This is a genomic window from Pararhizobium antarcticum, from assembly GCF_001885585.1.
Classification (GTDB): Bacteria; Pseudomonadota; Alphaproteobacteria; order Rhizobiales; family Rhizobiaceae; genus Pararhizobium; species Pararhizobium antarcticum.
On sequence record NZ_LSRP01000024.1, the window covers coordinates 54,868 to 75,936 of the forward strand.

A 21,069-nucleotide genomic window follows, 5' to 3' on the forward strand; every position below is an offset into this window, starting at 1 on the left:
TTACGGTGCGCGAAAACGGTAGAAGTGCATCCGGGTGTCGCCGAAAACACGGTCCTCGATGAAGTCGAAACCGTCCTGTAGCACCGGGCGCACATCGGCACGCTCCTCAAGGATGACCAACGCATCCGGCAGAAGCCAGCGGCCGGATGCGGCGGACGCAAGGGCCTTTTCCCCCAGCCCCAGACCATAGGGCGGATCGGCAAAGACAAAATGAAAGGGATCGACGGTCGAAACCGGGCCAAGATCCGTTGCATCGCGCCGGTAGACTTTCGCCCTGCCCTGCAGGCCGAAAGCTTCGATATTGGTGCGCAGCAGGCCCCGGCCTTCGGCACTGGTCTCGACGAACAGCGCCTGACGGCAACCGCGCGACAGGGCTTCCAGCCCCACCGCGCCGGTACCGGCAAAGAGGTCAAGGATCCGCGTGTCGTCCAGAGCCTCCGGATAGGCGTGGCTCAGGATGTTGAACAGGCTCTCGCGCGTCCGGTCCGTTGTCGGCCGGATGTCGCTGGAACTCGGGGACGCAAGCGAACGCCCGCGAAATTCACCGCCGACGATCCGCACGACCGGTCAGTTGCCCCGACCGCGCGGCTTGCCGCCGCCGGAAGGACGTCCACCGGCCGGCTTGCCGCCAGCGGGACGACCGCCCGGCTTGCCGCCGGGACCGCCTGCACGAGCGCCAAACGGTTTTGCCCCGCCCGGTTTCGCGCCGAAGGATTTTCCGCCGGAAGGCCTGTCGCCCGAGGGCTTGCCTGCGAACGGCCGATCACCATCGCGACGCGGCGGACGGTCTCCCTGGGGGCGATCCCCTTGAGGACGATCACCCCGTGGCGGACGATCGCCTTGGGGACGATCACCCCGGGGGGGACGGTCGCTGAAAGCGCGCGGCTTGCGCTCGGCGCCATCGTCGCGGCTGAAGGACTTTTCGCCGAACGGCTTGCGCGGTCGGTCGCCCTGCGGGCGATCATCTCTTGGTCTGTCGGATCTTGGCCTATCGGATCCTGGCCTATCGGATCCTGGCCTGTCAGAACCGGGCCGATCAGAGCGTGGCTTGTCGGAGAAGGAGCGTGCTCCCTCCGGGCGTGGCTTGCGGTCGCCTGCCGGACGATCGCCGAACGAACGTTCCTCGCGCGGCTTGCGGTCGCTTTGGGCACGGTCGCCGAAACCACGCGGGGCGCGATCATCGCCACCGCCGCGCTTGCGGTCACCACCACGCGCATCATCGCGGCTTGGCTCTTCAGTTGCGCGAATCCAGTCCTTGTCGTCATCGTCGCGGGTGACCACGACGCGCGGGCCGCGATCGGGACGATCGTAGACGCTTGCCTTCTTGCGATCCGGATCGAACTTGCGCGCCGATTTCATCGGCGAGCCGTCCTTGGTCTTGCCATAGCGCTTGACGTTGGGCGCGCCTTCCGGACGGGCGCGACGGACGGGCTTCTCGCTCGCATCCGTGGCGGCGTCATCCTTCGGCTTGCGTTCGGCCACGGGGCGGGCGCCCGGGGCCATCCAGACATTCGCCTTGCGGGCCCTGAAACCCGGTTCGCGCTTCGGCTGGTCGTCAAATCGTGCAGGCGGCGCATCGCGGCCGCCGCGTTCCGGACCACGATCCGGGCGACCCGCCCGCTCGGGACGGCCGCCGCTTCTGTCGTCACGCCGGGTGTCGTCGCGTCGGGTATCGAGGCGCGACAAAGCGCGTTCGCGCTTGTCCTCCGGCTTTTCGCGGAAGGCACCGCGTTCGGGGCGCTCGGGCTTGGACGACCATTCGCTCTTCTGCGGCTTTTCTTCTTCCGCCGGCGCATTGTCGAACAGCGGCGCATCGAAATTGGCCTTGGCGTCTTCGATCAGGCGGGGCCCGAGCTGGTCGCGCAGGGTGCGGCCGCGGATTTCCTGGGCCTTGCCTTCGGCCAGTTCGCCGAGCTGGAACGGACCATAGGAGATACGGATCAGCCGGTTCACGTCGAGGCCAAGCGCGCCCATGACGTTCTTGATCTCGCGGTTCTTGCCTTCGCGCAGACCCATGGTGATCCAGACATTTGCGCCCTGCACCTTGTCGAGCGTCGCCTCGATCGAGCCATAGAGCACGCCGTCGACGGCGATGCCGTCCTTCAGCTTGTCGAGTTCGGCCTGCTCGATCGTGCCATGGGCGCGCACGCGGTAGCGGCGCAGCCAGCCCGTCGACGGCAGTTCGAGAACCCGGGCCAGACCGCCATCATTGGTCAGGAGCAAAAGGCCTTCGGTGTTGATGTCGAGACGGCCGATCGACAGCACGCGCGGCAGATCTTCCGGCAGGTTGTCGAAAACAGTCTGGCGGCCTTCCGGATCGGAATTGGTGGTCACCAGGCCGGTCGGCTTGTGGTAGAGCCAGAGACGGGTGCGCTCGATGCCGCGGATCGGCTCGCCATCGACCTCGATATGATCGGAGAGCGTCGCGTTGACGACCGGGCTGTCGAGCAGCTTGCCGTTCAACCGGACGCGGCCTTCCATGATCATACGCTCGATGTCGCGGCGCGAAGCGACGCCGGCGCGGGCCATGATCTTGGAGATGCGCTGCGGCTCTTCGCCGGTGGCAGCCGCGGCCGCCGCCGAAACCCGGGGCTTGCGTGGCTTTTCGACGCCGGAATCGGACGCATCGGGCTTGCGCGCTTCGGAAGCGGGCTTCCTGTCGCGGGTCTTGTCACCGGTCGGCTTGCCGCCGGGCCGCTGGGGCTTGTCTTTGAATGTCATTTGTGTTGCCTGCCTTTTGCGGCTGTCCTATCAGGTCGGGACTGATGCGTTAAGAGAAATTATCACAGGGTCGTCAAATGGCCGAGACAAACCGTTTCATGGACCTCGCGCTCGGTGAGGCCCGGCTTGCGGCAGAGCGTGGCGAGGTTCCGGTCGGCGCAGTTCTGGTGCTCAACCGCGAGGTTCTCGCCAGCGCCGGCAACCGCACCCGCGAGCGCAACGACATCACCGCCCATGCCGAAATCGAGGTGATCCGGCAGGCCGCCGCCACGATCGGCGCGGAGCGATTGTCGGGGGCCGATCTCTATGTGACGCTCGAACCCTGCACGATGTGCGCAGCCGCCATTTCCTTTGCCCGCATCCGCCGTCTCTATTATGGCGCCGACGATGCAAAGGGCGGCGGTGTCGAGAGCGGCGTCCGCTTCTTCGGCCAGCCGACCTGCCATCATGCGCCGGAGGTCTATTCCGGACTGGCGGCGCTGGAGGCTTCGGAGATCCTGAAAGGGTTTTTTGCAGGCCGGCGCTAACCAAGGCGGGATCAGCCGGCGGCGAAATCAGACAGCGTCCGGCCGCTCATCCGGTAGCGGATCCATTCAGTCTGCGGCTCGGCACCGATCGCGTCATAGGCGCGGATCGCCGGGGTGTTCCAGTCGAGCACGCTCCATTCAAAACGGGCACAGCCCTTTTCGACCGCGACACGCGCCATATAGCGCAGCATCTGGCGGCCGGCACCGCTGCCGCGCTGGTCCGGCGTGATGTAGAGGTCTTCGAGATACAGCCCGTTGCGGGCCTTCCAGGTCGAATAGCTGTAGAACCAGACGGCAAAGCCGACCGGCAGACCATGCGTCTCGCAGATGGCCGCCTCGCAGACGGAGGACGGGCCAAACAGCGATGACCGCACGCTCTCGACTGTTGCCTCGACTTCGTCGCCGGCCTTTTCGTAGACGGCAAGTTCGGTGATGAACCGCAGGATCGTCTCGGCGTCTTCGGGTGCGGCGCGGCGGATCTCAAACATGGCAACCGTGCGCGGGGACCGAGTGGGACGCTTTTGACATTTGAAACCCCTCAGCCGTGATCTCGCAGATCAATTGCCGCATGCAGGCTGCTAGAATCATGGCGTTGCTGGTGGTCTTCAAGAGTGCGACATTATCTGTCGAACCGCTCGGAGCGGTCGAAGATGTCACGATCTAGAATACATCCCACCATTTCTTGCCACTACCCTTGACCTCGGCTTCCTTCTTGCGGCGACGCTCCTTGACCTTCTCGTCTTCGCCGAGATCGGCCTTGGCCTCTTCCGGAAGGGCGCGATAGGCGAGCGGCGGATCGCTGAGGAAGCGGCGCTTGTCGGAATAGGCGCCCATCTCGATCTTGCGGGCTTCGCGATAGGCAGCCTGCTGCTCCTTGGCGGTCAGGCGACGGCCATTGGCATTGGATTTGGCAAGCGGAGAAACATAGCCGATCTGGTCGCTGTTCTCGTCCGCCTCGGCGACGAGGCGCAAGCGTGTCTCTTCCGGCGATTCAAGCCATTGCGGGTTGTCCTTGGTGGCAACAGACTGCTGTGGCTGGATCAGAGACGCCTGCTCCTGCGATGGCGGCAGAACCAGCGATGGACGCGGCTGATACTTGACGTTGCTCTTGGGGCCTGACTGGAAGGAAACCGCGCTGCCCAGGTCATCCATCAGATGTTCGCCGGCGGTCTTGTCGGTTCCATAGGTCGGACCGCCGATGCAGCCGGTCAGCAGAGCACTGCCCATAACAACGCCGACAATACCGGCAATCCCTCGAAACTCTCGCGTCACGCTCATGAAAACCCTTCCAGCAATGCTGGCACGAACACCAGTCCAGACAGCACCCTGCGCCCCATGACGGATAAATCCGCCAAATTTCAGGCAGGTTTTACCGGATGAGAGGCGAAAGCGCAATTCACCCGGTAAATTATCCGTTAAGCGGAAAAGCCCAGTTCCTTCAGCGCCGCCGCATCACGGGCCGACACATCGGGATAGGCGGGGTCAGACCCGACATCCCGCGTCACCTTCCACGAGCGGGCGCATTTGACGCCATCCGCCAGTTTCGGCTCGACGGATACCTTCGTGCCATCCTCGAGACGGAACGCATCCGACGGTCCTTCGCCGGCGACAACCGTGATATCCGAGGTGATGCAGATCTCGGCAAAGTCGAGACCGTCAAGGGCTGCCAGAAGGGCTGCATCGGCGACATGCACGACCGGGGCTGCCTCGAGCGAGGAGCCGATCCGCTTGTCCTTGCGCTCGACTTCCAGCGCGCCGGTGACGGCACGGCGCACGGTGCGGACCTGTCTCCACTTTTCGGCGACGGTGTCGTTCGACCAGTCGGCCGGGATATCCGGGAACTGTTCCAGATGCACCGAAACGGCATTCGGATCGCGCGACAGCCAGGCCTCTTCGGTGGTGAACGGCATCATCGGCGCAAACCACAGAACCAGGCAATCGAACAGCTTGCGGATGACGAACAGGGACGCGCGGCGCTTGACGCTCGACGGCGCATCGCAATAGAGCGTATCCTTGCGGATGTCGAAATAGAAGGCCGACAGCTCGACATTGGCGAAATCGGTAAGCGCGCGGGTGATGCGCTTGAAGTCGAATTCGTCATAGGCCTTGCGCACTAGCTGATCGAGTTCGAAGAGCCGATGCAGCATCAGCTTTTCGAGTTCCGGCAGCTCGGCATAGGCAATCTCGTCGCCCTTGTCGTGGGCGAGCGTGCCGAGCATCCAGCGCAGGGTGTTGCGGATCTTGCGGTAGCTGTCGATATTGGTCTGGATGATCGTCTTTCCGACGCGCAGGTCCTCGGCATAGTCCGACGACATGACCCAGAGGCGCAGGATGTCGGCGCCGGCATCCTTCATGATGGTCTGCGGCGCCGTGACATTGCCCTTCGACTTCGACATCTTCTCGCCCTTCTCATCCATGATGAACCCATGGGTGACGACTGCGTCATAGGGCGCACGGCCACGCGTCGCGCAGCTTTCGAGCAGCGACGAGTGGAACCAGCCGCGATGCTGGTCGGAGCCTTCGAGATAGACGTCGGCCGGCCATTTCAGGTCCGGGCGGTCTTCCAGCGTAAACGTGTGGGTGCAGCCTGAATCAAACCAGACGTCGAGGATGTCTGACACCATCTGCCACTTGTCGGCATCATGGGCATTGCCCAGGAACCGTTCCTTGGCACCTGCGGCAAACCAGGCATCGGCGCCTTCGTTCTCGAAGGCTGCGAGGATGCGGGTGTTGACCTCTTCGTCCTGCAGAACATTGCCTTCAGCATCCGCGAAGACGCAGATCGGCACGCCCCAGGCACGCTGGCGCGACAATACCCAGTCCGGGCGACCCTCGATCATGGCGCGCAGGCGGTTCTGGCCGGCGGCGGGCACGAAGCGGGTGTCGTCGATGGCCGACAGAGCGCGCGAGCGCAGCGTCGTGCCGTCGCCCAGTTCCTTGTCCATGTAGACGAACCATTGCGGCGTGTTGCGGAAGATGATCGGCTTCTTCGAGCGCCAGGAATGCGGGTATTCATGCTTGATCCGGCCACGGGCAAACAGGTTGCCGGCCGCGATCAGCGCATCCATGACCCGCTTGTTGGCGTCGCCCTTCTTGCCGTTGTCATCCATGACGCGGGCAGCACCGCCTTCGGCCGACGGGCCGAAACCGGTGGCTTCGTCGGTGTAGAAACCGTCATCGCCGACGGTAAAGGGGATTTTCGACGAGATGCCGCGCGCTTCCAGCGCACGGGCATTGGCCATCCAGGCTTCAAAGTCTTCGCGGCCGTGCGATGGCGCCGTGTGGACAAAGCCGGTGCCGGCATCGTCGGTGACGTGATCGCCGTCGAGGAGGGGGACGAGAAAGTCGTAGCCGAGGGATGCAAGGGGGTGGGCACAGGTGATGGCGGAGAGTTCGGCGCCAGTGACGTCTCGGACCAGCTTGAAGGTGACTTTGGCCTTGGTGGCGCAATCCTCTGCCAGACGCTTGGCGAAGATCAGCTTTTCGCCCGGCTGCGGTCCGAAATCGTTGACGGCTTCGGTGACTTCATAAAGGCCGTATTCGATGCGCGACGAGTAAGAGATCGCGCGGTTGCCGGGGATCGTCCACGGCGTGGTGGTCCAGATGACGACGGAGGCGGACGTCAGATCCTTAACAAATGCCAAGTCTTCGGGCAGTGCAACAGCTTCACCCGGAGCTCGATCCAAATTCTGGACATTTGCAACGCCTGCCGCAAAGCTGTGCCTCGACATATCCATGCTCACCACCGGAAACTTCACCCAAATCGTGTCGCTCTCGACCTCGTGATATTCCACCTCAGCCTCGGCCAGCGCCGTGCGCTCGACGACCGACCACATGATCGGCTTGGAACCGCGATAGAGCTGGCCGGATTTGGCGATCTTCAGCAGTTCGCCGGCGATGCGGGCTTCCGCGTGGAAGTTCATCGTCGTGTAGGGCTTGTCGAAATCACCCTCGATGCCGAGGCGGCGGAATTCTTCCGACTGGATGTCGATCCAGCCCTGGGCGAAGTCGCGGCATTCCCTGCGGAATTCGTTGATCGGGACGTCGTTCTTGTCCTTGCCCTTGGCGCGATAGGCTTCCTCGATCTTCCATTCGATCGGCAGGCCGTGGCAATCCCAGCCCGGCACGTAGTTGGCATCGAACCCGCGCATCTGGAACGAGCGGGTGATGACGTCCTTCAGCACCTTGTTGAGCGCATGGCCGATATGGATATTGCCGTTGGCATAGGGCGGGCCGTCATGCAGCACGAACTTTTCCCTGCCAGCGGCAGACGCGCGCAGCTTCTTGTAGAGGTCCATCTGGCGCCATTTGGCGGCCATTTCCGGCTCCTTCTGCGGCAGGCCTGCGCGCATCGGGAATTCGGTTTCGGGCAGATAGAGTGTCTTGGAATAATCGAGTTTTTCGGCAGTTTCGGTCATGGATGTTGCAATCGTCTCTGGGCGCGACTGGCCGCGCATGCGAACGGAAAATTGGAGAGTGGCGGAGGGGCGCTGCGGGCAACGCCGAAAACCCGGACCTCCCGGCAGCCATCAAAGCGCGCGGAAGGCCGGGCCTGTAATTCGCAGATCAATCATCAATCGACGACGAGGGCTCATGGTGCCGGTTCTTTAAGGGGTTTTCCGCTGGAAAGGAAGAGGAAACTGGGATGCGACGGGCGGGGAAAGCGGCGCCGTTGTGCATTGTGCCAGATGCGCGTATATTTGTGGGCAGATGGCAGGGAGCTGATCTGATGGATGCACAACGGCAGGAAATCATCGATAGCACGGACATTCGTGAACGGCTGGATATTGCCTCGAAAGGCCTGATGAAGCATTTCGACGGCTGGACAGTTTCGAGCCTCACTGCGCTCGGCTTCACCATGGATGAACTCTACCGTTTTGTGGCCCCGCGCCGGACGCTGGCACGACGCATCGCCAAGGGAGAACGGCTGACCGTTGCGGAAAACGACAGCGCTATCAGGCTGATGCGCGTCGTCGAGATGGCCGACCGTGTCTTTGAGAACCCGGAAAAGGCGCGGCGTTGGCTGCGCAAGCCCAATCGCGGTCTCGACGGGATCGTGCCGCTGGACCTGCTCGAGTCCGAGACGGGCGCGCGACTTGTAGAGGACGTGCTGCACCGGATCGACCACGGGATTTTTGCCTGAGCCATGATCCTCTGGCGCGTCTCCAATTATGCCGACCTTTCCGGCGATGGCGGACTGATTGCGGCCGGCCGCTGGCACGAAAAAGGTATCCCGGTGGTCTATTGCTGCGACCATCCCTCGACATGCCTTCTCGAAATTCTGGTCCATGTCGATATCGAAGATCTGCCTGATGACTATCAGCTTTTGAAGATCGATTGCCCTGATGATGTCGCCGTCGCCACGATCTCCATGGATCACGCACAGTTCGATGATCTGGACTGGACCCGGCGCGAAGGCAGCGGCCTGCTTGCGGAGAACAGCTGCTGCCTGATCCCGGTCCCTTCGGTTATCATGCCGGAAGCGACCAATTTCATCATCAATCCCCGCCATCCCGATGCCAACAGGCTGAAGATCGAGAAAGCCATTCGCTACCCCTTCGACAGCCGGCTTTTGCGATAATCAGAAGGCCAGCTTGTCGTCGATCGGGCTGAGCGGCGTGACGCCTGAGAGAAGCGCGCGGGCTTCGGCATCGTCCTTCTTCATCTGGACGACCAGCGCATCGAGGCCGTCGAATTTCAGCTCGTCGCGCAGATGGCCGAAGAAGGAGACAGAACAGATTTCGCCATAGAGATCGGCGTCGAAGTCGAAGACGAAGGTTTCGAGCAGCGCGATGCCGTTGCTGGCGACCGTCGGGCGCTTGCCGAAGCTGGCGACGCCCTTGTGGCTGCTGCCATCGGCGCGGCGGAAGCGCACGGCATAAATGCCGTTGCGAAGCTCGACTTCCGGCGGCAATTGCATATTGGCGGTCGGATAGCCCAGCGTGCGGCCGAGTTTCTTGCCGCCGATCACCTCGGCCTCCACCGTGTAGCGGTAGCCGAGCAGCCCTGCGGCCTGGGCAACGTCGCCCTCGCCGAGCAGGCCGCGAATATGGCTGGAGGAGATGACCGAAGCGCCTTCATCGCGAAAGGCATCGACCAGCGTTACCCCGAACCCGTTGTCGCCACCGGCTGCCATCAGGAAGGCCGGGCCGCCTTCCCTGCCCTTGCCGAAATGAAAATCGAACCCGGTGACGACGTGGCTCGCATGCAGCCAGTCGATCAGCACGGACCGGATGAAATCGGACGCCGAGAGCTCTGAAAAATTGCGGTCGAACGGATATTCAATGACGGCGGCAAAGCCCATGCCTTCGAGGATGCGCGCCTTGAGCGGCGCCGGCGTCAGCCGGAAGACCGGTCGATCCGGGCGAAAGACGCTGCGCGGATGCGGCTCGAATGTCAAAACGAGGGCCGGCACACCCCGGGCGCGGGCTTCGTCCAGGGCGCGGTCGAGCACCGATTGATGACCGCGATGCACACCGTCGAAATTGCCGATGGCAATCACGCCGCCACGCAGATTTTCAGGCAGTGGCTCGCGGGTTTCGTTGCGATGAAAAACCGTCATGTCAGTCGCATCCGTCATGCAGTGTCAGGCCTGGCATTCTTTCGGGCCCGGCAATAATTCAAGCAAGGCATTTCATCAGGCAAGGCGGGGCATCCACCATTTCGGCGTTGCGCCCTCGCTCTTCAGGAAGGCGGTCAGCTTGGCCTCGTCGGTCTTCGTCTCGATCATGTATTCCCGGGCATGGATGCCGGCGCTGATATAGAGCAGGTCGAGGCCGAAATCCTGCGCGCCCTTGACGTCGGTCGGCATGCCGTCGCCGACCGCGATAACGCGGGTGAGATCAATCCCGCCGCGCACGGCCTTGGCTTCGGACAGCGAGGCCCGGTAGATCGGGATATAGGGCTTGCCGGAAATCCGCGTTTCGCCCCCGAGATCCTCATAGACCTTGGCGATGGCCCCGGCGCAGGGGATCAACCGGTGGCCGCGCTCGACGACGAGGTCGGGATTGGCGCAGATAAAGGGGATCTTGCGCTTCACCAGGCCAGACAGCGTGACGCGGTAGTCTTCGGCGGTTTCGCCCTCGTCATCGAAGAAGCCGGCACAGACGACCATCTGCGCATCTTCGGAGGAAACCAGCTCGACACCCAGCCCTTCGAGCAGCGGCAGGTCACGCTCGGCGCCGATGAAATAGATCTTTTTCGGACCGGCAGAAATCAGCGCGCGGGTGACATCGCCAGAGGTGACGATGCGGTCATAGGCGCTGTCGGGAACACCGAGACCACGGATCTGGACGACGACACCCGGATGCGGACGCGGCGAATTGGTGATCAGAACGACCGTGACGCCTTTCGCCCGCGCTTCCGTCAGCGCATCGCATGCGTCCTTGAACGCCTCGATACCGTTGTGGAGCACGCCCCAGACATCGCACAGGACCACATCATAGCGGCTGGCGATATCGCGAAAACTGTTGATCCGAACGGCCATGCTGGCTTCCCGCAGAAGAAATGTCCGGCTGACATCGCAAGGAAGCACCGAAAAGACAAGACATAATCCTGAAATTCGCTGCGGAATTCCAAGCTTTCAGGCCTGCGCAACAGCGCAATCGGTCAAACCAGTTGCAGCAGGAAGCCTGCCGCCGCGCAGACGGCGAGCGTCGTCACCACCCCGCGTTTCAGCCGAAAGAGCAGGATGGCGGCCAGCAGCGACAGGGCAAGGGCGGCCGGCTGCAGCGTCGCCGGATCCGGAAGCGGCATTGAAATCGGCCCGGCCTCGAAGCGCCCGACATCGGCAAACAGCACATGCAGGCCAAACCAGAGCGCAAGATTGAGAATGACGCCGGTCACGGCCGCAGAGATTGCCGACAGGGCCGCAGACAGCGCCCTGTTGTTGCGCAGGGTTTCGACATAGGGCGCGCCGAGAAAGATCCAGAGGAAACAGGGGACGAATGTCACCCATGTCGCCAGCGACGCGCCAATGAAACCGGAGAGCAGCGGATCAAGCCCGACCGGCGCGCGAAAGGCGCCCATGAAGCCGACAAAGGTCAGAACCAGGACAAGCGGGCCAGGTGTGGTTTCCGCCAGCGCCAGTCCGTCCAGCATCTCGCCGGGTTTCAGCCACTGGTAGGTTTCGACCGCCTGCTGGGCGACATAGGCGAGCACCGCATAGGCGCCGCCGAAGGTGACCACGGCCATCTTGGAAAAGAACAGGCCGATGGCAGTGAAGGTATTGTCGAAGCCGACTGCGGCTCCGATGAGAATGAAGGGAGCGATCCAGAGCAGCAGCCAGGTGCAGAGCATGCGGATCATGCGTCCGCGCGATGCCGCCTCCTGCCTGAAATCAGCGCCGATCACCGAAGGCTTGTCGGCCAGCGCCGCTCGTGCCGCGGCCTCGCTCGCCCCCAGGGCCGGCTGCAACCGCGCCATGACATAACCGGCAAGGCCAGCCGCAAAGACCACCAGCGGAAACGGCACGGCGAAGAAAAACAGGCAGGCAAAGGCAAGACACGCAAGAACAAGGGCAAACCGCGTTTTCAGCGCCCGCCGTCCGACGCGGATCACCGCCTCGACGACAATGGCAAGCACGGCGGCCTTCAGTCCGAAGAACAGGCTCGTCAGCCAGTCCGTCTCCTGAAACAGCGCATAGGCCGTGGACAGCGACAGAATGACGAAAAAGCCGGGCAGGATAAACAACGTTCCGGCAATGATGCCGCCGCGCGTTCCGTGCAGCAGCCAGCCGATATAGGTCGCCAACTGCTGTGCCTCGGGGCCTGGAAGCAGCATGCAATAATTGAGCGCATGCAGGAACCGGCTTTCCGATACCCACCGGCGCTCATCGACCAGTTCCCGGTGCATCAGGGCGATCTGGCCGGCGGGTCCGCCGAAGCTGAGCAGCCCGATCCGGCCCCAGACGCGGGCGGCTTCGGCCAAGGTGGGATGGGGTGGTGCCTCTGCCGACAAATGGCGTTCACGCATCCTTGTTTCCCTTTTTCGGCACGTGCGACACCCATTCGTGCTTTTCCCGCGTCGCATCACGGGCCCAGCGATAAAAAGCATCATAAAGCAGCATGCCAGCTTCGAGTTGCTCAAGGTCATCGGCAAACATCCGCGAAAGACCGAGAGAAGCTGCGAGCAGGCCGGAGGCCTCGGGCACCAGATCGAGACTGTCGGTATCGGCGGCACGAACGATCAAAGCCAGACGCTGCAGGGCCGGGAAGAAAAGACCGAACTCCGAGATCATCGTGTCGAAAGTGCACCCCTCTCCGCGATGGCTCCAGAAGACACCCTCGATATCGAATGGCATCGCTCCAAACCGTTCCGCCACAGCCTCGACCTCGGACGACGCCACGAAGAGAATGGTCGCCTTGGGATCGACAAAGCGCCGCAGCAGCCATGGGCAAGCGATGCGGTCGATCTTCGGACGCGAACGCGTGACCCATACGGTCCCGCCAGTACTAACAGCACCCGGGATGGCCGCGACCGGTACAAGTGGCAGGCCGGCGACTTGCCAGGCACTAAAGCCACCCTCCAGTATTTCAGCCGAAGCACCGGCGTTTCGAAGCCAGGCAGCCACACCCTCGCTGAGCTTTTTGCCCTTCTGGCACAGGATGACGACCCAACGACCTCGATACTCGCCCGCCCAATCCCGGACAGTGGCATAGGGCAGCCGAATGGACGACGGAAGCAGCGCATGCCCGGCATCAAAATCCCCATCATCGCGCACGTCGATGATGACAGGCGCGTTCGGAGTTCCGATGAGGCGGGCAAGCTTTTCGATCGAGATGGAATTATACGAGGCCATGATTTACGTCCTACTTTTGAGACTGGACGCGAAATTCCGGCATGACGCCTCGTGGGGCATTCGCAGACCCCATCGGTCCGTTAAACAAAAAACACAAATCCAAGTCAACACACCTGCGCGGACAAAATTTTATGGCACGTCGTTCTTGACTCAAGCCGCGGCCATCCTTATCTCCAAGCCGCTAGCACTCACATAAGAGGAGTGCTAACATCCATCCATCGGGTCGCATATTGACGATCCGTGAAGTCATTTGATCGAGGGATTAGACAATGACAAGCACCAATTTCCGCCCGCTGCACGACCGCGTCGTCGTCCGCCGTATCGAGGCTGAAGCCAAGACCAAGGGCGGCATCATCATTCCCGATACCGCCAAGGAAAAGCCGCAGGAAGGCGAAATCGTCTCCGTCGGCACCGGCACCCGTGACGACAAGGGCACGCTCATCGCGCTCGACGTCAAGGCTGGCGATCGCGTTCTGTTCGGCAAGTGGTCGGGCACCGAAGTCAAGCTCAACGGCGAAGACCTTCTGATCATGAAGGAAGCCGACATCATGGGCGTCATCGGCTGATTTGAGCCGCTGATCTTCATCCACTATTCCAGAAAACCAATTGGGCATCAGCCCGGGAGTTTTTAACATGGCAGCCAAAGAAATTAAGTTCGGCCGCATCGCGCGCGAAAAGATGCTGCGCGGCGTCGATATCCTCGCTGACGCAGTCAAGGTCACGCTCGGCCCGAAGGGTCGCAACGTCATCATCGACAAGTCCTTCGGCGCACCGCGCATCACCAAGGACGGCGTTTCTGTCGCCAAGGAAATCGAACTCGAAGACAAGTTCGAAAACATGGGCGCCCAGATGGTCCGCGAAGTTGCTTCGAAGACCAACGACATCGCCGGTGACGGCACGACCACTGCAACCGTTCTCGCCCAGGCCATCGTTCGCGAAGGCGGAAAGGCCGTTGCAGCCGGCATGAACCCGATGGACCTGAAGCGCGGCATCGACCTCGCTGTTGCAGCCGTCGTCAAGGACCTCGTTGCCAAGGCCAAGAAGATCAACACTTCGGAAGAAGTGGCCCAGGTCGGCACGATCTCTGCCAATGGCGAAAAGGAAATCGGCCAGTACATCGCTGAAGCGATGCAGAAGGTCGGCAATGAAGGCGTCATCACGGTTGAAGAAGCCAAGACCGCCGAAACCGAACTCGAAGTCGTCGAAGGCATGCAGTTCGACCGCGGCTACCTCAGCCCTTACTTCGTAACCAACCCTGAAAAGATGGTTGCCGAGCTGGAAGACGCCTACATTCTTCTCCATGAGAAGAAGCTCTCCAACCTGCAGGCCATGCTTCCGGTTCTGGAAGCCGTCGTTCAGACCGGCAAGCCGCTCCTGATCATCTCGGAAGACGTCGAAGGCGAAGCTCTTGCAACGCTCGTCGTCAACAAGCTGCGTGGCGGCCTGAAGATTGCTGCCGTCAAGGCACCGGGCTTCGGCGATCGCCGCAAGGCCATGCTGGAAGACATCGCGATCCTGACGGGTGGCCAGGTCATCTCCGAAGACATCGGCATCAAGCTGGAAAACGTAACGCTCGAAATGCTCGGCCGTGCGAAGAAGGTTTCGATCTCCAAGGAAAACACAACGATCGTCGACGGTTCCGGCAAGAAGGCCGAAATCGAAGGCCGCGTTGCGCAGATCAAGGGCCAGATCGAAGAAACCACATCCGACTACGACCGCGAGAAGCTGCAGGAACGTCTTGCCAAGCTCGCTGGCGGCGTTGCCGTCATCCGCGTCGGCGGTGCAACTGAAATCGAAGTCAAGGAAAAGAAGGACCGCATCGACGACGCGCTCAACGCAACGCGCGCTGCCGTTCAGGAAGGTATCGTTCCAGGCGGTGGTACTGCCCTGCTTCGCGCTTCCGTCGTCCTCGACATCAAGGGCGCCAACGACGATCAGAACGCCGGTATCAGCATCATCCGCAAGTCGCTTCAGTCGCTGGTTCGCCAGATCGCTGAAAACGCAGGCGATGAAGGTTCGATCATCGTCGGCAAGATCCTCGAAAGCGACACTGACAACTTCGGCTACAACGCCCAGACCGGCGAATATGGCGACATGATCGCCATGGGTATCGTCGACCCGGTCAAGGTTGTTCGCACAGCTCTGCAGAATGCAGCTTCGGTTGCCTCGCTGCTGATCACCACCGAAGCCATGATTGCTGAAGCCCCTAAGAAGGACTCCGCCGGCGGCGGCATGCCTGACATGGGTGGCATGGGCGGCATGGGCGGCATGATGTAATAGGGCTTCTGCCTTATTGCGGAATGACAACCATTCGCATTATCTGGAAAGGGCGGGCCGCAGGGTCCGCCTTTTTCTTTGGCGGCTTGGGACAGTTAAATCGATAGGCAGTCCGACCACACCGAATGCAATGCTTCGCCCATGTCTTAAAGTGCTTCAGCGCGTCAAGCGCGCTGAAGTGGCGGCATGATGGAATAAGGCTTCTGCCTTGTTGCGGAATGACAACCATTCGCACTATCTGGAAAGGGCGGGCCGCAGGGTCCGCCTTTTTTCTTTGGCGGCTTGGGACAGTTAAATCGACAGGCAGTCCGAACACTTCGAATGCAGCGCTTCGCTCTCAGGTGGCTGCAAAAGACCCAAGCATAGTTTGCTCCCGTTCGTTTGACCCATGGTCTGGTCACAGTCTGCGCATACGCCTGCTGTTACGCACGAAGGCACGCAAAACCGGCGCGCAAAACCAGGCTGTCAGTGGCGCCCCCTACCGACGTGAAAGGTCGGCGAGGATGGAAGAAAATGGCCAGAAAATCATTGTAGAGTAAAAAAAACAACTATAAGGATAATCTCCGTACGGGGAAGACTCACGTGCACTTGCAAATGGACACACGCAATGCCCGTCCATTCAAATTGGCTGTATTAACTGTGTATCAAACTTCCCTTTGATCGGCAGGCCCAAAGCATATACGTGTTCCCAAGCAAAAAGGTCATTTTTGCCCGAACATTCTGCCTGGTCACACAACGAGAATATTTGGTTTTCAAACGTTCCGGGTTTGAATTCTGAGAATTATTTACAGTGTATTCGGCAATGCTTCCAGCAAAATCCACTGTAGTCGCTGTAACACCCCGATGGAAAAATCGATGATGCGCAAACACACTGAAAATGCTGGGGGCAACCGTGTTTAAAATTGCCCGATCCGGCATTTTCCAGCCGCCCCTGCCGTCTTTTGCCCCGGATGAAGCGGGCCGGGACATGCTGGGACAACTCTGCGTAGCAGAGAGTTGGTCCGGCGACCTGTCGAACGGTCTTTTCAAGCTGGGCGAGATGGCAACGTCGACCCATGGTCTCCAACATGCGGAGTGCGGCCTCCTGAACCTCGTCCGCTGCTATGACGCCGCCGACCGAAACCATGTGCTGGCTTTGTTCGAACAGGCGGCGACCAACTCCTCGTCCTTCTGTTTTTCCACCACCATCGTGATGGCCTCGGGCCAGAAACAACCGCTGTTCTGCATCGGCGAATCCTTCGGCCTCGAACAGCGCTATTCCGGCTCGATGCTGGGTGTTTTCTTCTTCCCCCGGTTCCAGGTGGACTCGAAGAATCAGATCCTCAACCGTCAATAGAACCGGCAAAAGCGCCGTTTCCGGAAGGATGCGGCGATCTTTGCGAGTGTCATGAAGCGCCGCTCAGGCGCTGCGCTTGAGCCCGAGGAGCGCGTGCGCATCCATTGATTGCGGGCGTCCGAGGAAATAGCCCTGTGCCTCGTCGCAGCCTTCCGACTGCAGAATATCCAGCTGGCTCTGCGTCTCGACGCCCTCGGCCAGCACGGGAACCGCGAGGCTCTGGCCAAGCGCCAGAATGGCCCGGACGATCGCCTTGGCCTGCGGACTGACCTCGACCTCGAGCATGAAGCTGCGATCGAGCTTGATCTTGTCGAAGGGGAAGGCGCGCAGTGTTTCGAGCGAGGAATAGCCGGTGCCGAAATCGTCGATGGCGATGGTCGCGCCGAGCGCCTTGATCTGGCGCAGTGTGAGCAGCGCACGATCCTTGTCCTGGATAATGGTCGATTCGGTGATTTCCAGCTCCAGGCGCTTGGCCGAAAGCCCGGTCTCCAGCAGAACCTCGTGGACGAGCGCGACGATATCGCTGTTGCTCAACTGGACCGGCGATAGGTTCACTGCAATTTTGTATCCTTCGTTCCAGCTGGCGGCTTCGCGGCAGGCTTCGCGCAGCACCCATTCGCCGATCGGCAGAATGGCGCCGCATTCCTCGGCCAGCGGAATGAACTCGCTCGGAGGTACCATGCCCCGCTCTGGATGATTCCAGCGCAACAGAACTTCGTAGCCGATGGTTTCGCCAGTCAGAACCGACTTCTGCACCTGATAATGCAGGCTCAGCTGGTTTTTCGGTATGGCGTTCCAGAGATCGTTGGCAAGGCTGCGGCGACCGCGAGCGGCCTCGTCCATGGAGACCTCATAGAAGCAGACAGCCTGGTTGAGCGCCGCCTTGGCGCGGTACATCGCAAGGTCGGCATTGTTGACGAGAACCTCCGCCGTCGCTGCATCCTGCGGGAAGACGGCGACCCCCATGCTCGCACCTGGCTTGATCTCGAAATCCTGGTAGATCAGCTCGTCGAACAGACATTTTTCGAGACGGGACAGGAAATCATTGAGCTCCGCCATTTCCGAGAAACGCTTGACGGCGGCAAACTCGTCGCCACCGAGGCGGGCGACGAACTCGTCTTCCAGCCCGGCGGACTTCATGCGGGTGGCCAGTGTCGAGAGCACGAAATCGCCGGCGGCGTGGCCATGCAGGTCGTTGATCTCCTTGAACTTGTCGAGGTCGATGCCGACGACCGCAACCTTGCGGTTGAACCAGGTCGCTGCATCGATCTCATCCTCGAGATAGGCATTGAACTGCAGCCGGTTCGGCAGGCCGGTGAGGCTGTCATGGCGGGCGAGGAAGGAGATGTGCTCCTCCGAATCGAGCCGATCGGTGATGTCCTCATAGGTGGCGACCCAGCCGCCTTCCGGCAGCGTCTTGTACTTGATCAGCACCGAGCGTCCGTTCGGGAGTTTCTCGGTCAGGTCGCCGCCGCCGGTGCGGACGACATCGGTGACATGCCGCTGATAGGTCTCGGCAACCTTGGCATTGAAGACCGCCGGCTCGCCTGCGAGCCGTTGGTAGGCGGATTCCAGCATGTCACGAAAAGTCATGCCGAGCTGCTGGATATCCTCGGGCAGACCGAAGATCTGCCAGAAACGCTCGTTGGCGAGCAGCAGGCGCTCGTCATGGCTGAACAGGCAGATGCCCTGCGACATGTTCTGGAGCGCGAGATCAAGATTTGCCGAGACCTCGGCAAGGCGGTCGGCGGCCCGTTTTTCGCATGTGATATCCTTGGTGATCTTGGCGAAACCGATCAGTGTCCCCATCTCGTCCTGGATCGCATCGATGATGACATGCGCCCAGAAGCAGGTTCCGTCCTTGCGGTAGCGCCACCCCCATGTTTCCAACTTGCCTTGGCTGCGGGCAATGGCAAGAGCCTTTGAAGGCTCGTTTTCGATCTGATCGGAGACGGAATAGAAGCAGGAGAAATGCTTGCCGACGATGTCCGCGGCGACATAGCCCTTGGCGCGCTCGGCGCCCGCATTCCAGTTGGCGACACGGCCGTTGATATCCAGCATGCAGATCGCATAATCCGTCACGCCGCGCACGAAAAGCGCCATTTGTCGTTCGCTTTCGACCGACGTCTGATTGAGATGGTTGGCAAAGGCTGCGATGGCGAGAACGGCAAACAGCAGCAAAAAGGCGAGCGCGGCGATCAGCAGCACCATGAGGTGCTGCGGCATGACGGCGCTGTCCATGACCGGCATCAGGCCGGGGGTGACCGTGACTGCGCCCATGGCGACGAAATGCAGCGAAACGACGCCGAGCGTCATCAGCGTCGTTGCCATCAGGCGATGGCCGAACCGCTTTCCTTGCCGGCGCGACGCTGAAAGGGCCGTGATGCTGAAAGCGAGCGCCCCCACAAGCGAGACGGCAACGAGGGCGGGATCCCAGGCAATGTCGCCCGGCATCTGGATCGCGCTCATGCCGAGGAAGTGCATGGTGACGACGCCGAACCCGATCAGGCTGCCGCCGATCATGTCGCCCTTGCGGCCTTGATAGAGGGTCGAGAAGAAAAGACCGGCCGCGGTCATCAGGATCGCGACGGCGAGCGACAGCACGGTGAGCTTCATCTCGAAGCCCATGACCACACCCGGATCGTAAGCAATCATGGCGATGAAATGGGTTGACCAGATTCCGAAGCCGCTGGAGACGCCGGCGACCGCCGCCCAGGCGACGCGGGCCCGTCTGGCGCTCAATCTTGCCCGCTGCAGAAGCGTTACGGCACCGTAGCTTGACAGGAAGCAGATTAGCCCCGCCAGCAACACAAGGCGCAAGTCATGCTCGACCACCAGACACGTCAGAACCTTGAACATCGAAGACCGCCATATATCCGAAGCTGTTCCGGGGCGCCTGTTGCGGATTTCCCAGAGATTTCAGCGATAGGAGATCACCGGCGGCACTTAAGGAAGGGTGAAACAACGATTTCCGACGCACAATCCGGAGCGGAACAACCGATTGTCGTTAACGCGCGGACAAGAGCCCTATTCCGCAGATTGCACAGCCGCAGAATGCAGGGTTTTCGGTTGCAGAAAAAAACCGTTACGCCAGAAGCGATTTCAGATCGATTGCCGGATCCTCGAGCGCCTTGCGGTCGGGGGTCCTGCCTGTTTCCAGGAGCTTCTTTCCGGTCACATAGGCCTTGGCATCGTTGATCGCATCGACCGCGATCAGCCGGCCCTGGCGGAAATACCAGACCGACACGCTGCCCTCGCGCTGGCCGGCCCGGACCAGAGTTTCATCGTGGCCAAGACCGAAGCCGGCAATCTGCAGCTTGACGTCGTACTGGTCCGACCAGAACCAGGGCTTCGGTTCATAGGGCACCGCGCCACCGGCCAGAATGGCGGCGACGGCTTCCGCCTGGTCGACGGCGTTCTGCACGGATTCGAGCCGGATGCGCATGTCCTGGAAGGGCAGAACGGCACAATCGCCCATGGCATAGATGGCCGGGTCGGATGTGGCGCCGAAGCGGTCGACGACAATGCCGTTGGCGACCTCGAGACCGGCATCATGGGCCAGCTGGTCATTGGCCGAGACGCCGATGCCGACGATGACGAGATCGACCGGCAGCATCGAGCCATCGGTCAGTTCGGCGGCCGTGACACGACCATCGGTTCCGACCAGACGCACAAGGCCAGCGCCCTCGCGCACATCGACGCCGCGCGACACATGAATATCGCGCACCAGGCGCGATGTCGCGGCAGAGGCGACCCGCTGCAGGATGCGATCGGCCATTTCGATAACCGTGACCTCCAGGCCGCAGGTGCGGGCGACCGCTGCGGCTTCCAGACCGATATAACCGCCACCGACGATCAGGGCGCGCCGGCCCGGCTGCAATTCGCCGGCCAGCCTGTCGGCATCGGCGAAATCGCGCACGACGAAGACACCTTCGAGATCGCCGCCGATGCTGGCCGGCAGCCGGCGCGGCGTCGAGCCGGTGGCAAGGGCGAGCGTCTCATAGGCAAGCATCGCGCCGTCACTGAGCGTTACCGTCTTTGCGGCCCGATCGAGCCCGGCAACGGTCGTGGACAGGCGGATATCGACCTTGTTCTCGGCATACCAGGGTTCCGGGCGATAGAGCAGGCGGTCGAGACCCATTTCGCGCAGGAGGTATTTTTTCGACAGCGGCGGGCGCTGGTAGGGCAGACTTGCCTCGGAGGCGATGATCGTCACCGGACGCTCGTCCTTCAGGGCCCGGAGTTTCGCCACCAGCGCAAAAGCCGCCTGACCGCCACCTGCAACAACTAGTCTTCCCGTCACGTCTGTTCCCGCCCGATGTCGCGCATTGTTCCTGGAGCCAAGACCTAGCCTGTCGGCGCGAGTGTCGTCAACTCGGGTTCCGGCAGGCGACGCAGGACAAAGACCA

17 protein-coding genes are annotated in these 21,069 nt (G+C 61.5%); 6 read left to right on the forward strand and 11 right to left on the reverse strand.

Going from position 1 to position 21,069, the window contains the following annotated elements:
- Both rsmD and AX760_RS03160 read right to left on the reverse strand, forming a co-directional pair.
- Complete coding sequence (gene rsmD / locus AX760_RS03155; protein ID WP_071831372.1) at nucleotides 1-561, reverse strand: 16S rRNA (guanine(966)-N(2))-methyltransferase RsmD; 561 nt, start codon at nucleotides 559-561, stop codon at nucleotides 1-3.
- A 6-nt stretch (nucleotides 562-567) separates the two neighbouring features.
- Nucleotides 568-2,721: a pseudouridine synthase gene (locus tag AX760_RS03160; RefSeq protein ID WP_139276233.1), complete on the reverse strand. Its 2,154-nt coding sequence runs from the start codon at nucleotides 2,719-2,721 to the stop codon at nucleotides 568-570.
- Between the two features lie 77 nt (nucleotides 2,722-2,798).
- On the opposite strand from AX760_RS03160, the gene AX760_RS03165 reads away from it, so the two are divergent.
- Nucleotides 2,799-3,248, forward strand: a complete 450-nt coding sequence (locus AX760_RS03165) for a nucleoside deaminase (protein WP_071831373.1) — start codon at nucleotides 2,799-2,801, stop codon at nucleotides 3,246-3,248.
- Between the two features lie 11 nt (nucleotides 3,249-3,259).
- Here AX760_RS03165 and AX760_RS03170 read toward each other — a convergent pair whose 3' ends face one another.
- The 3 genes from AX760_RS03170 to ileS form a co-directional block, all read right to left on the reverse strand.
- Entirely contained in the window at nucleotides 3,260-3,736 is a 477-nt protein-coding gene (locus AX760_RS03170) for a GNAT family N-acetyltransferase (protein WP_071831375.1), read from the reverse strand.
- A 172-nt stretch (nucleotides 3,737-3,908) separates the two neighbouring features.
- Complete coding sequence (locus AX760_RS03175) at nucleotides 3,909-4,526, reverse strand: hypothetical protein (RefSeq protein ID WP_071831376.1); 618 nt, start codon at nucleotides 4,524-4,526, stop codon at nucleotides 3,909-3,911.
- Nucleotides 4,527-4,663: 137 nt separating this feature from the next.
- Entirely contained in the window at nucleotides 4,664-7,666 is a 3,003-nt protein-coding gene (gene ileS / locus AX760_RS03180; protein WP_071831379.1) for an isoleucine--tRNA ligase, read from the reverse strand.
- A gap of 311 nt (nucleotides 7,667-7,977) precedes the next feature.
- On the opposite strand from ileS, the gene parS reads away from it, so the two are divergent.
- Nucleotides 7,978-8,391: a type II RES/Xre toxin-antitoxin system antitoxin gene (gene parS, locus AX760_RS03185; RefSeq protein ID WP_071831381.1), complete on the forward strand. Its 414-nt coding sequence runs from the start codon at nucleotides 7,978-7,980 to the stop codon at nucleotides 8,389-8,391.
- Between the two features lie 3 nt (nucleotides 8,392-8,394).
- Complete coding sequence (locus tag AX760_RS03190; protein WP_071831382.1) at nucleotides 8,395-8,829, forward strand: RES family NAD+ phosphorylase; 435 nt, start codon at nucleotides 8,395-8,397, stop codon at nucleotides 8,827-8,829.
- Here AX760_RS03190 and AX760_RS03195 read toward each other — a convergent pair whose 3' ends face one another.
- The 4 genes from AX760_RS03195 to AX760_RS03210 form a co-directional block, all read right to left on the reverse strand.
- A complete protein-coding gene (locus tag AX760_RS03195; protein ID WP_071831488.1) occupies nucleotides 8,830-9,810 on the reverse strand; it encodes a bifunctional riboflavin kinase/FAD synthetase in 981 nt (326 codons plus the stop codon).
- Nucleotides 9,811-9,885: 75 nt separating this feature from the next.
- Nucleotides 9,886-10,734 carry a TIGR01459 family HAD-type hydrolase gene (locus AX760_RS03200; protein ID WP_071831384.1) on the reverse strand — a complete coding sequence of 283 codons (849 nt, stop codon included), beginning with the start codon at nucleotides 10,732-10,734 and terminating at the stop codon, nucleotides 9,886-9,888.
- Between the two features lie 122 nt (nucleotides 10,735-10,856).
- Complete coding sequence (chrA, locus tag AX760_RS03205) at nucleotides 10,857-12,221, reverse strand: chromate efflux transporter (protein WP_071831385.1); 1,365 nt, start codon at nucleotides 12,219-12,221, stop codon at nucleotides 10,857-10,859.
- On the reverse strand, nucleotides 12,214-13,047 hold the full coding sequence (locus tag AX760_RS03210; RefSeq protein ID WP_071831386.1) for a chromate resistance protein ChrB domain-containing protein: 834 nt from the start codon (nucleotides 13,045-13,047) through the stop codon (nucleotides 12,214-12,216). Before AX760_RS03210 ends, chrA begins: the two co-directional genes overlap by 8 nt.
- A gap of 269 nt (nucleotides 13,048-13,316) precedes the next feature.
- Here AX760_RS03210 and groES point away from each other — a divergent pair, with 269 nt between their 5' ends.
- The 3 genes from groES (at nucleotide 13,317) to AX760_RS03225 (ending at nucleotide 16,660) form a co-directional block, all read left to right on the forward strand.
- On the forward strand, nucleotides 13,317-13,613 hold the full coding sequence (gene groES / locus AX760_RS03215; RefSeq protein ID WP_071831387.1) for a co-chaperone GroES: 297 nt from the start codon (nucleotides 13,317-13,319) through the stop codon (nucleotides 13,611-13,613).
- A gap of 67 nt (nucleotides 13,614-13,680) precedes the next feature.
- The gene (gene groL / locus AX760_RS03220; protein WP_071831388.1) at nucleotides 13,681-15,324 is read left to right on the forward strand and encodes a chaperonin GroEL; all 1,644 of its coding nucleotides are present in this window, start codon (nucleotides 13,681-13,683) and stop codon (nucleotides 15,322-15,324) included.
- An 892-nt stretch (nucleotides 15,325-16,216) separates the two neighbouring features.
- A complete protein-coding gene (locus AX760_RS03225; protein ID WP_071831490.1) occupies nucleotides 16,217-16,660 on the forward strand; it encodes a hypothetical protein in 444 nt (147 codons plus the stop codon).
- Nucleotides 16,661-16,723: 63 nt separating this feature from the next.
- On the opposite strand, the gene AX760_RS03230 is transcribed toward AX760_RS03225, so the two are convergent.
- Together AX760_RS03230 and AX760_RS03235 are read right to left on the reverse strand one after the other, a co-directional pair.
- Nucleotides 16,724-19,519, reverse strand: a complete 2,796-nt coding sequence (locus AX760_RS03230) for a bifunctional diguanylate cyclase/phosphodiesterase (protein WP_071831389.1) — start codon at nucleotides 19,517-19,519, stop codon at nucleotides 16,724-16,726.
- A gap of 226 nt (nucleotides 19,520-19,745) precedes the next feature.
- Nucleotides 19,746-20,963, reverse strand: a complete 1,218-nt coding sequence (locus AX760_RS03235; protein ID WP_071831390.1) for an NAD(P)/FAD-dependent oxidoreductase — start codon at nucleotides 20,961-20,963, stop codon at nucleotides 19,746-19,748.
- Nucleotides 20,964-21,069 lie beyond the last annotated feature (106 nt).

What these genes read in the sequence shown, in the direction of transcription:
- AX760_RS03160 (WP_139276233.1), bottom strand. Translation starts at nt 2,721, where the DNA reads ATGACATTCAAAGACAAGCCCCAGCGGCCCGGCGGCAAGCCGACCGGT.
- AX760_RS03165 (WP_071831373.1), top strand. Translation starts at nt 2,799, where the DNA reads ATGGCCGAGACAAACCGTTTCATGGACCTCGCGCTCGGTGAGGCCCGG.
- AX760_RS03170 (WP_071831375.1), bottom strand. Translation starts at nt 3,736, where the DNA reads ATGTTTGAGATCCGCCGCGCCGCACCCGAAGACGCCGAGACGATCCTG.
- AX760_RS03175 (WP_071831376.1), bottom strand. Translation starts at nt 4,526, where the DNA reads ATGAGCGTGACGCGAGAGTTTCGAGGGATTGCCGGTATTGTCGGCGTT.
- ileS (WP_071831379.1), bottom strand. Translation starts at nt 7,666, where the DNA reads ATGACCGAAACTGCCGAAAAACTCGATTATTCCAAGACACTCTATCTG.
- parS (WP_071831381.1), top strand. Translation starts at nt 7,978, where the DNA reads ATGGATGCACAACGGCAGGAAATCATCGATAGCACGGACATTCGTGAA.
- AX760_RS03190 (WP_071831382.1), top strand. Translation starts at nt 8,395, where the DNA reads ATGATCCTCTGGCGCGTCTCCAATTATGCCGACCTTTCCGGCGATGGC.
- AX760_RS03195 (WP_071831488.1), bottom strand. Translation starts at nt 9,810, where the DNA reads ATGACGGTTTTTCATCGCAACGAAACCCGCGAGCCACTGCCTGAAAAT.
- AX760_RS03200 (WP_071831384.1), bottom strand. Translation starts at nt 10,734, where the DNA reads ATGGCCGTTCGGATCAACAGTTTTCGCGATATCGCCAGCCGCTATGAT.
- chrA (WP_071831385.1), bottom strand. Translation starts at nt 12,221, where the DNA reads ATGCGTGAACGCCATTTGTCGGCAGAGGCACCACCCCATCCCACCTTG.
- AX760_RS03210 (WP_071831386.1), bottom strand. Translation starts at nt 13,047, where the DNA reads ATGGCCTCGTATAATTCCATCTCGATCGAAAAGCTTGCCCGCCTCATC.
- groES (WP_071831387.1), top strand. Translation starts at nt 13,317, where the DNA reads ATGACAAGCACCAATTTCCGCCCGCTGCACGACCGCGTCGTCGTCCGC.
- groL (WP_071831388.1), top strand. Translation starts at nt 13,681, where the DNA reads ATGGCAGCCAAAGAAATTAAGTTCGGCCGCATCGCGCGCGAAAAGATG.
- AX760_RS03230 (WP_071831389.1), bottom strand. Translation starts at nt 19,519, where the DNA reads ATGTTCAAGGTTCTGACGTGTCTGGTGGTCGAGCATGACTTGCGCCTT.